We start from the raw sequence: 7,219 nt of genomic DNA, 5'->3' as shown, positions 1-7,219 counted from the left end.
TTTTTTTTGCATTTTCACTTAAATGCCATCTTCACAAGCAATAGAATCAAAAACTTTATTGGGATTACTTCATAAGTAGACGATAGGATTTGCGCGGTAATATTGCAACTATTTCTCCAACCCATTTTATCTTTGCATTTTTAATAGGTAGCGCATTCCATGATTTGAGTACAATGCCCTCTGAAGAGCGAGTAATTTGTTTGATGAAACGCCTATTATCTTCTGTTAGAACGACAACTTCATCACCGTAATAATCGCTCATTGGCTTTGTTTGCAGATGTTTAACTACGATTAAATCACCATCTTTATATACGGGATACATAGAATCTCCACGAACCATGAATCCTATTGTTTCAAAAGGCAAATCAAATGGTATTTCGATTGTTTCAAGCCCATCTTCTGGGATTTGCTCAACATCGGTATCAATCTCTAATCCTGCTCCTACATATCCCATGACAGGAACAACTGTAGTAATTTGATTATAACCTTTTAAGCTTTTATAAAGTTCTAGAATTGAGTCTCTGTGTGAACCTCTGGGATCTGATTCACTTCCTAACCATCTTGACACGGTCGCTTGGGTTACATTTAATCTATCGGCAAGATCTTTTTGATTAAGACCAAACTCAGATTGCAATACTTGCAATGTCGCAATGATATTTTTCGTCATAATTAGTTACTTATGATTTTAAAATTAAAAAAATCTATTGTTTTTTTTAATTAACTCTATACAATTGCGTATATGGTTAAAATAAAGGACTTAACTCAAATGGACACAGAGGAAAAATTCAAGATTAAATCTATCCGAAAGTGTTTATCGCTAACACAAAAAGAATTAGCAGACATTTTAGGCGTTAAGCAAGCCTCTGTTTGTCGTTGGGAACAAGGCAAAGGACTATCTTTAAATAGTTATTTAAAGCTGCAAAAGTTGAAGGATAGTTCTAGCTCTAGTTCTGCTTTTATTGCTGCTCCTACAGATAGTAATGAACATCAACAGCACCATTCACATTCTTAAACAGGCATTAAATAAAGAGATCAAATAAATAGATTACGCGTCACCATGCGCACGCATAAATACGCAACAGCTTTAAGGGGGGGATTATGATCACTAATTTATATTTAATGAAAGAAGGGGATGCGCATGTCTAATGGTATGCCATGGATAAGATTCCATTTGTATGACTGGATAAGTGGTACAGATGGAATGACGTTAGAGCAAAGGGGCGCTTATATGACGCTTCTCGTTCGCATGTACGATAAAAAAGCACCAATTAAAGAAGATTTTGAAACGCTTGCACGTGCTTGCAATTGTTCGCAGAAAAAATTTGCAGCTATTGTCGAATACTTAATGAGGAACGATAAACTTGTTGAGACAGATAATGGATTGTGGAATACGCGCGTTGAAGAAGAACTAAAAGATTTTTCTGATAAAAAAGAGCACATATCGCAAGTTCGTAGTGAAGCTGGTAAAAAAGGTGCACAAGCAAAAAACAATACAAAACAACATGTTAATAATTTTGCTGAAGCAAATGACAAGCAAAACGTTTTTTTTGCTGAAGCAAACGCTAAGCAAAATCAAGCTATAAAGAACCAGAATAAGAATATATATAAAAAAACTAAAACTAACGTTTTAGCAAAAAAAGAAATTGGTTCTGAAAGTTTAGAAACAAACGAACAGGTTGACGAGCCAACAGAGGTTGCTGCTGTTGAGACCACATCAGAGCAAATCACAACATCATCAGACNGACGAGCCAACAGAGGTTGCTGCTGTTGAGACCACATCAGAGCAAATCACAACATCATCAGACAACCAACCTCCCATTCACGAGCAAGAGAACGTTCCCAAAAAAGCAAAACGAGCGCAAGCTAATCGCGGTTGTCGATTGCCTACGGATTTTGAACCGGATTACGATTTTGCCATTGCAGAGGGCTTGCCTCCAGAGCGCGTCAAAGTCGAAATTGCAAAGTTTCGAGATTATTGGCGTTCAAAAGCCGGAGCAAATGCAACCAAAACCGATTGGCAAGCAACATGGCGTAACTGGGTACGCAGGGCTATCGAGGGTTTAGAAAAAATAAAAAATACGAACAACAATGGTGGAAACAATGGAAACTTTTCAAAAGATCAAAGAACTCGTGGTGGTACCGGAGAGACAATCCGTAATCTTATCGGTGCAACACAGCTTAGTGACGCCTCTACAAGATACCGTGCAACAGATAGAGCAATGTGTAACTCTGGAGTTCCCATGGACCTTGAGAAATGGCATTCAATTGACAGAAACCCTAGAGAAACAAGCTTTAGAAGCTTATCAGACTGTTCAAAACTTACTTACCGTGAAAGCGTCTGTTGAAGACATAGCAGAGGCTCTTGATGTGCTTGAAGGTGGTTTGACAATGCAAAAAGTTTCGAATGTAGAAGCGCGTGCAAAGGCTTATATCGCAGCTCTTAACGGCATTTCACTCTGGTCTTTATTGCAAGCTGTTAAAAATCTTATACGTGGTGAAGCAAAAGGCATGTCCACAACATTTGTGCCCTCATGCGCTGATCTAGCGCAGTATTGTCGTGATTTAGAAAGCAGGCTTTATGGTGTTGCTGAGAGAGTTTTTACAGCAGTTGAAAATACGCGTAACCTAGCCTTAGGAGGCAAGCGCATTTCATTCATGAGAATAGGAAAGCCTAGTGAAGAGTGTCATGACAGTAGCAATTCAAAAGCGGCTTAAAACAGCAAAATAGTGAAAAGTGCTGATCATTTTACGATTAGGTATGTGTTTAAATCGACAAAAAGGTACCGTACAAAGCGATTTAAAGATTTTACGATGAAAACATATCTGTAATATAAAGCGCCCTGTACGGTCAAAATTTAAGGTAAATAGACCAATTGGTAAAATTATGGACTAAAAACATGAGAATATTAAAAGACCTGTTCTTAAAAAAGCGTAAACAACCAATGCAAAAAGAGTTTGTTGCAACAGCTGTTGGTTATGTTCCTTGGGGGGACGGAGCAGAGGAGTATTTTTACAACCTCTACGAATATGAAGACGGAACAAGAGAGTGTGAAAAGTTTGATGGCGGCCAGTATTATACCACACCAGAAAATGCAGATTTTAGTACCAAAGCGCAGGTGAAAGCATGGGTTTACGGTGGTGCTATTCCGAAAAGCATTCTGAATTACGAACCTCTTATAGACGAGATCAATAAAGAGATCAAAAAATTATCGAAAACCGCAGGAAATAAATATGTTTACAGATAAACAGCTAAGAGCCTTGTTTGGCATTATAACTTTTATATTTTTATGTTTTTTAGGAATTAAAAAAAATCCCTACTTTATTCAAAGTATTTTGATATTTGCATCTTTTGGTTTGATAATAGTAACAAATATTTTTGTAATTTTATGCAATTCTAATATTCCTTTTGAGTTGCAGAACAATCCAAAATATAAAGATGATGATACAATGGGTTGGGTGAAACTAACACGTGATTTACAACAGTATTTGCACAGACTCTTAAAACTAATAAGTTTAGCGCTTATCGTTTTAATTTTTCCAAATAGTTATAAAGAAAGTGTTTTTTTACCTGTCATCTCTAAGTACGTGAAGTACAAGCTTTCTTTTTCATTGGATATTGTACTTTGGTACTCAAATATTGCTCTTTGGTATTCCTTTTTAGTTTGTGTATTGTTTCTTATGTTACATACACGCAGTTTAATAAACATATCTATTTACACACTACAGTGCTCAGTTAAAAAGCCATAGTAAAATTTCCGATTTTATAAAACTGTTCAGATTACGTTGTCTCTTCTCAACGTTCGATAAAATCAACAAGAGCATAAAAAACTATCGTGGGCTGCTTGATTTTAAAGAACATGACCTCTAGGTGTGAAGAAAGATGGGCTAAGTCTTTCTAAAGATGCCCTACTTGCTCTAGAGGTGAAATATGTGGGATTGGGCTGTTATGCCGAGCTTGCCACAAATCATGCTTTTGTTGCAATTTAAGCCAGAATTCCGCATCATTTAAACCCGCTTTTTCTAACCGTAAAGCTAAGTTAATACTAATCGCCGCATGGCAGTTTAAGACGCGGGATAAAGTTAAACGTGCAACGCCAAGACGATTTGCAGCTTCTGTTACTGTTAACCCTAATTCATCAAGCAATTCTTCTTTCAAAATGCCGCCAGGGTGTGGAGGATTGTACATCATAATAACACCTCAAAACTCAATGGTAATCTTGATAATCAACCAGTTCAACGTCTGTCCCAATGAAACGAAAGGTAACACGCCAATTTCCATTGACACGCATTGACCAGTAACCTTTTAAATCGCCCGTAAGCGCATGTAGACGATACGATTTAAGAGTAACTTGTTCAGGCGCGGATATTGTATCTAAAATTACTAAAATGTTTGCTAATTTTTTAGCATGCGCGGGTTGTATGCCTTTGCAGACTCCTCTTTCAAAGAATAATTTCAACCCTTTATGCTTAAAACTAACGATTGCCATATATACCCTCTTGATACTTGATACTATACACCATGCATTTATGTCAATTAATTATTTATCAAAGAGCATATTAAACATAATTTTATATGTTAATAATTAATAATATATCATTGAAATAATTGAAAAAATAATAAAATTACGCTAAGGTTTTTTACATATTTAAATACAAATTTAAGGTAAGAAAAAACATGCTAAACAAAGTGACATTAATAGGACGCTTTGGTGCTAATCCCGAAAGCAAAACAATGAATTCTAGAACAGAAATAGTCAATTTTAGTATAGCAACTTCTGAAAGCTATACGGATAAAAATACTCATCAAAAAGTAGAGAAAACGGAATGGCACTCTATTGTGGTTTTCAATCCACATTTGGCAAAAATTGCACTTCAATATCTCAACAAAGGTTCAAAAGTTTACGTAGAAGGAAAATTACAAACACGCAAATGGCAAGATAAAAATGGGCATGACCATTACACAACAGATATTGTCTTGCCACAATTCAAAGGCGAGTTGTATTTGCTTGATGTAAAGAAAGATCAATCTGCCCCTTCTTCCGTTACTTCTCAAAATTATGCTATCGCTTCAGGTGCTGCTGATCATAGTGCATCTCTTAATGACAGCATACCATTTTGATTGAAAAATAGAGCAAAGAGAAACATGTGGGCTCCCACAGATTAGGGGATGTATGAAAAAGAAAGATGCTTACATTTCACAAGTGAAAGTACGTCAAGATCCTGTTAATCAATTGGCAATTGAAATGCGTGCTAAACGCTTTGGTTTGACGATTGAAGAGGCTAAAAATCCGCTTGCTGGTACTTATGTTGGGCGGCTTTGTTTGCAAGGTGTGCTTACTCAAGACCAGTATGATGCTGCGCAAAAATATCTTGAAGTGAAAAATGACTATTTGTGTGCAAAAGGTTTACCAAGCGCTGTTTATGACGAAATACCATCATCTTCTGATGACAAAGCAAGAGAAAAATGGGTTGAATTTGCAACAGAACAGTTTTCTAATATGCAAGAGGTGATAAAAGAAACACAACATCTCTATAGACAGTATAATCTTTATGCAGCAATACAATATATTGTTGTCGAAGACAAAACATTACCACATCTTGTGAATTCATTGCGGGTCGCTCTTAACGCGCTTCATAAATATTTTGACAGAAAAACTAAATGGTAAATGTTTGTTATAATGTTTCAAAGGAAGTTGATTGCTCTTCTGATATTTCGGCTATAAATACTGCGTGAGAAAAGCTAAATAATATATATACGAATAGCTCAAAGAATGCGATATAGAATACAATACCCATAGAGAGGTTTTCGCGAAACTGAATCCAGAGAAGCATTGTTTGTAGTAAAAATGAAACAGGTAGCGCTTGTATTCTATATTGGATTGGTGCCATACAGACTGTAAGGGGAAGAGTAAGCATTAAAATAATTGTCCCTAACAAATAAGGGGCAAAAGAGCGGGGGAAAAACGTAGCAATGATGTACCCTGTAGAAAACATAATTATAAAGGTAACCACTGCTGTGAAATAGGAGAGTGCCATAAGGCGTAAGAATAAAAATAAGCTGCGTTTAGCAAAACGAAAGTAATAATTTATCGTTTTTTCTCCGTTTTTTTTCTTAATCGCTTTATGTTCTCTAAATCTTTCTCGTTTCTCAATTATTTCGTTCCATTTGCTTTTATCCTTTGTAAAAGCATAATCGATAGTTTCTAACGTTGGCAGTATTATTGTTAATAGTATTTTTCCTACTAAATTTAAGAACTCTTTTAGAGTTTCAAGTATGCCCCCTAGAAATAATCCAATGCCGTAAATTACTAATATAATAATATCAATTAATATTGGGATTATTAAGATAAGGATTACAATTCCTATAATAAACCACATTTTCTCCCCCGCTTTTTATTAGTTTCTAGTCATATAATTGATTCGTTTAGAAGATACAATTGTGAGTGGTTGGTTGTTAAAGACAGTAGATTTAGGTGAAAAAAATAAAAAACACACAATATCGTGATTTTTTTGTTGACAGGATATGAAAAATAGTGTTTTATGGCGTTGCTGTACTAGTCGAATTGCGTCTAGAATTACGGTAAAGGTATAACCTTTCTTATAAGTTTATCTGATTGTTCAGAGCCCTGCTTTTGCGGGGTTTTTTTATTGTCTTGTTTACAAAAAGAAACACACATGAAAACCACTGAAAAACTTGCAAAAAGAACGCCCCCAAAGGCAGGTCAAGGGCGGGTAAAAGGTGTGCCAAATAAAACGACACGTATTTTGAAAGAAGCAGTGCTTAAGGCAGCAGAGCGCGCTGGTAAGAAATATGGTGATGATGGTTTGGTCTCTTATCTAGAAAAACAGGCAATCAAATGCCCCGCTGCTTATTTGGCATTGTTGGGGAAGATTTTGCCTCTTCAAGTGACAGGGGAAGATGGGGGAGCCATTAAGATGATAACGCGTGTGGAAATCGCGCCTTTAGTTCATGACAACACGACAGATTAAGATTGTACCAAAACTTATCCCTATTTTTGATGGGGATGCTTTGGTACGAGCGGCGTGGGGTGGACGAGGGTCTGGAAAGACAAGATCATTTGCATTGATGGCTGCTTTAAAAGGCTATCAATTTGGTAGGAGAGGGATATCGGGGACTATTCTTTGTGCACGTCAGTTTCAGAATTCTTTGGCAGAAAGTTCATTGGAGGAGATTAAGCGCGCCATTGAAGCGCACGAC

At 36.4% G+C, this 7,219-nt stretch carries 11 protein-coding genes and 2 pseudogenes; 9 read left to right on the top strand and 4 right to left on the bottom strand.

Annotation, left to right across the window (positions count from 1 at the left end):
* Positions 1–64: 64 nt before the first annotated feature.
* A complete protein-coding gene (locus ACFIMS_RS01070; RefSeq protein ID WP_375627583.1) occupies positions 65–667 on the bottom strand; it encodes a S24 family peptidase in 603 nt (200 codons plus the stop codon).
* A gap of 99 nt (positions 668–766) precedes the next feature.
* Between ACFIMS_RS01070 and ACFIMS_RS01065 the strand changes: the two genes are divergently transcribed.
* The 5 genes and pseudogenes from ACFIMS_RS01065 (at position 767) to ACFIMS_RS01045 (ending at position 3,747) form a co-directional block, all read left to right on the top strand.
* The gene (locus ACFIMS_RS01065) at positions 767–1,012 is read left to right on the top strand and encodes a helix-turn-helix transcriptional regulator (protein ID WP_375633286.1); all 246 of its coding nucleotides are present in this window, start codon (positions 767–769) and stop codon (positions 1,010–1,012) included.
* Between the two features lie 126 nt (positions 1,013–1,138).
* Positions 1,139–2,345, top strand: a pseudogene (locus ACFIMS_RS01060) (YdaU family protein).
* Complete coding sequence (locus ACFIMS_RS01055; RefSeq protein WP_273754097.1) at positions 2,329–2,715, top strand: hypothetical protein; 387 nt, start codon at positions 2,329–2,331, stop codon at positions 2,713–2,715. The pseudogene ACFIMS_RS01060 and the gene ACFIMS_RS01055 overlap by 17 nt, the downstream one beginning before the upstream one ends.
* A 182-nt stretch (positions 2,716–2,897) precedes the next feature.
* Positions 2,898–3,245 carry a hypothetical protein gene (locus tag ACFIMS_RS01050; RefSeq protein WP_375696304.1) on the top strand — a complete coding sequence of 116 codons (348 nt, stop codon included), beginning with the start codon at positions 2,898–2,900 and terminating at the stop codon, positions 3,243–3,245.
* On the top strand, positions 3,232–3,747 hold the full coding sequence (locus ACFIMS_RS01045) for a hypothetical protein (RefSeq protein WP_375696303.1): 516 nt from the start codon (positions 3,232–3,234) through the stop codon (positions 3,745–3,747). The genes ACFIMS_RS01050 and ACFIMS_RS01045 overlap by 14 nt, the downstream gene beginning before the upstream one ends.
* Before the next feature lie 148 nt (positions 3,748–3,895).
* Here ACFIMS_RS01045 and ACFIMS_RS01040 read toward each other — a convergent pair whose 3' ends face one another.
* On the bottom strand, positions 3,896–4,189 hold the full coding sequence (locus tag ACFIMS_RS01040; RefSeq protein ID WP_004856691.1) for a HigA family addiction module antitoxin: 294 nt from the start codon (positions 4,187–4,189) through the stop codon (positions 3,896–3,898).
* A 16-nt stretch (positions 4,190–4,205) separates the two neighbouring features.
* Positions 4,206–4,487 (bottom strand): type II toxin-antitoxin system RelE/ParE family toxin, encoded by a 282-nt coding sequence (locus tag ACFIMS_RS01035; RefSeq protein WP_252619286.1) that lies wholly within the window; start codon positions 4,485–4,487, stop codon positions 4,206–4,208.
* A gap of 188 nt (positions 4,488–4,675) precedes the next feature.
* Here ACFIMS_RS01035 and ssb point away from each other — a divergent pair, with 188 nt between their 5' ends.
* Both ssb and ACFIMS_RS01025 read left to right on the top strand, forming a co-directional pair.
* Positions 4,676–5,119: a single-stranded DNA-binding protein gene (gene ssb / locus ACFIMS_RS01030; RefSeq protein ID WP_375696302.1), complete on the top strand. Its 444-nt coding sequence runs from the start codon at positions 4,676–4,678 to the stop codon at positions 5,117–5,119.
* Between the two features lie 52 nt (positions 5,120–5,171).
* On the top strand, positions 5,172–5,666 hold the full coding sequence (locus ACFIMS_RS01025) for a hypothetical protein (RefSeq protein WP_375696301.1): 495 nt from the start codon (positions 5,172–5,174) through the stop codon (positions 5,664–5,666).
* Between the two features lie 7 nt (positions 5,667–5,673).
* Here the strand turns inward: ACFIMS_RS01025 and ACFIMS_RS01020 are convergent, their stop codons facing one another.
* Positions 5,674–6,378, bottom strand: coding sequence for a hypothetical protein (locus ACFIMS_RS01020; protein ID WP_375696300.1), 705 nt, complete (start codon positions 6,376–6,378; stop codon positions 5,674–5,676).
* Positions 6,379–6,675: 297 nt separating this feature from the next.
* Between ACFIMS_RS01020 and ACFIMS_RS01015 the strand changes: the two genes are divergently transcribed.
* A complete protein-coding gene (locus ACFIMS_RS01015) occupies positions 6,676–6,990 on the top strand; it encodes a hypothetical protein (protein ID WP_273724397.1) in 315 nt (104 codons plus the stop codon).
* Positions 6,971–7,219, top strand: a pseudogene (locus ACFIMS_RS01010) (PBSX family phage terminase large subunit); the annotation flags it as partial. The gene ACFIMS_RS01015 and the pseudogene ACFIMS_RS01010, both read left to right, overlap by 20 nt.

The sequence above is a fragment of the Bartonella sp. AP331QHHD genome (assembly GCF_042195905.1).
Classification (GTDB): domain Bacteria; phylum Pseudomonadota; class Alphaproteobacteria; order Rhizobiales; family Rhizobiaceae; genus Bartonella.
The sequence above is the reverse complement of the archived record's forward strand: the minus strand, read 5'-3'. Positions and strand labels throughout refer to the sequence as shown.

What these genes read in the sequence shown, in the direction of transcription:
- ssb (WP_375696302.1), top strand. Translation starts at nt 4,676, where the DNA reads ATGCTAAACAAAGTGACATTAATAGGACGCTTTGGTGCTAATCCCGAA.
- ACFIMS_RS01015 (WP_273724397.1), top strand. Translation starts at nt 6,676, where the DNA reads ATGAAAACCACTGAAAAACTTGCAAAAAGAACGCCCCCAAAGGCAGGT.
- ACFIMS_RS01020 (WP_375696300.1), bottom strand. Translation starts at nt 6,378, where the DNA reads ATGTGGTTTATTATAGGAATTGTAATCCTTATCTTAATAATCCCAATA.
- ACFIMS_RS01045 (WP_375696303.1), top strand. Translation starts at nt 3,232, where the DNA reads ATGTTTACAGATAAACAGCTAAGAGCCTTGTTTGGCATTATAACTTTT.
- ACFIMS_RS01035 (WP_252619286.1), bottom strand. Translation starts at nt 4,487, where the DNA reads ATGGCAATCGTTAGTTTTAAGCATAAAGGGTTGAAATTATTCTTTGAA.
- ACFIMS_RS01065 (WP_375633286.1), top strand. Translation starts at nt 767, where the DNA reads ATGGACACAGAGGAAAAATTCAAGATTAAATCTATCCGAAAGTGTTTA.
- ACFIMS_RS01070 (WP_375627583.1), bottom strand. Translation starts at nt 667, where the DNA reads ATGACGAAAAATATCATTGCGACATTGCAAGTATTGCAATCTGAGTTT.
- ACFIMS_RS01040 (WP_004856691.1), bottom strand. Translation starts at nt 4,189, where the DNA reads ATGATGTACAATCCTCCACACCCTGGCGGCATTTTGAAAGAAGAATTG.
- ACFIMS_RS01025 (WP_375696301.1), top strand. Translation starts at nt 5,172, where the DNA reads ATGAAAAAGAAAGATGCTTACATTTCACAAGTGAAAGTACGTCAAGAT.
- ACFIMS_RS01050 (WP_375696304.1), top strand. Translation starts at nt 2,898, where the DNA reads ATGAGAATATTAAAAGACCTGTTCTTAAAAAAGCGTAAACAACCAATG.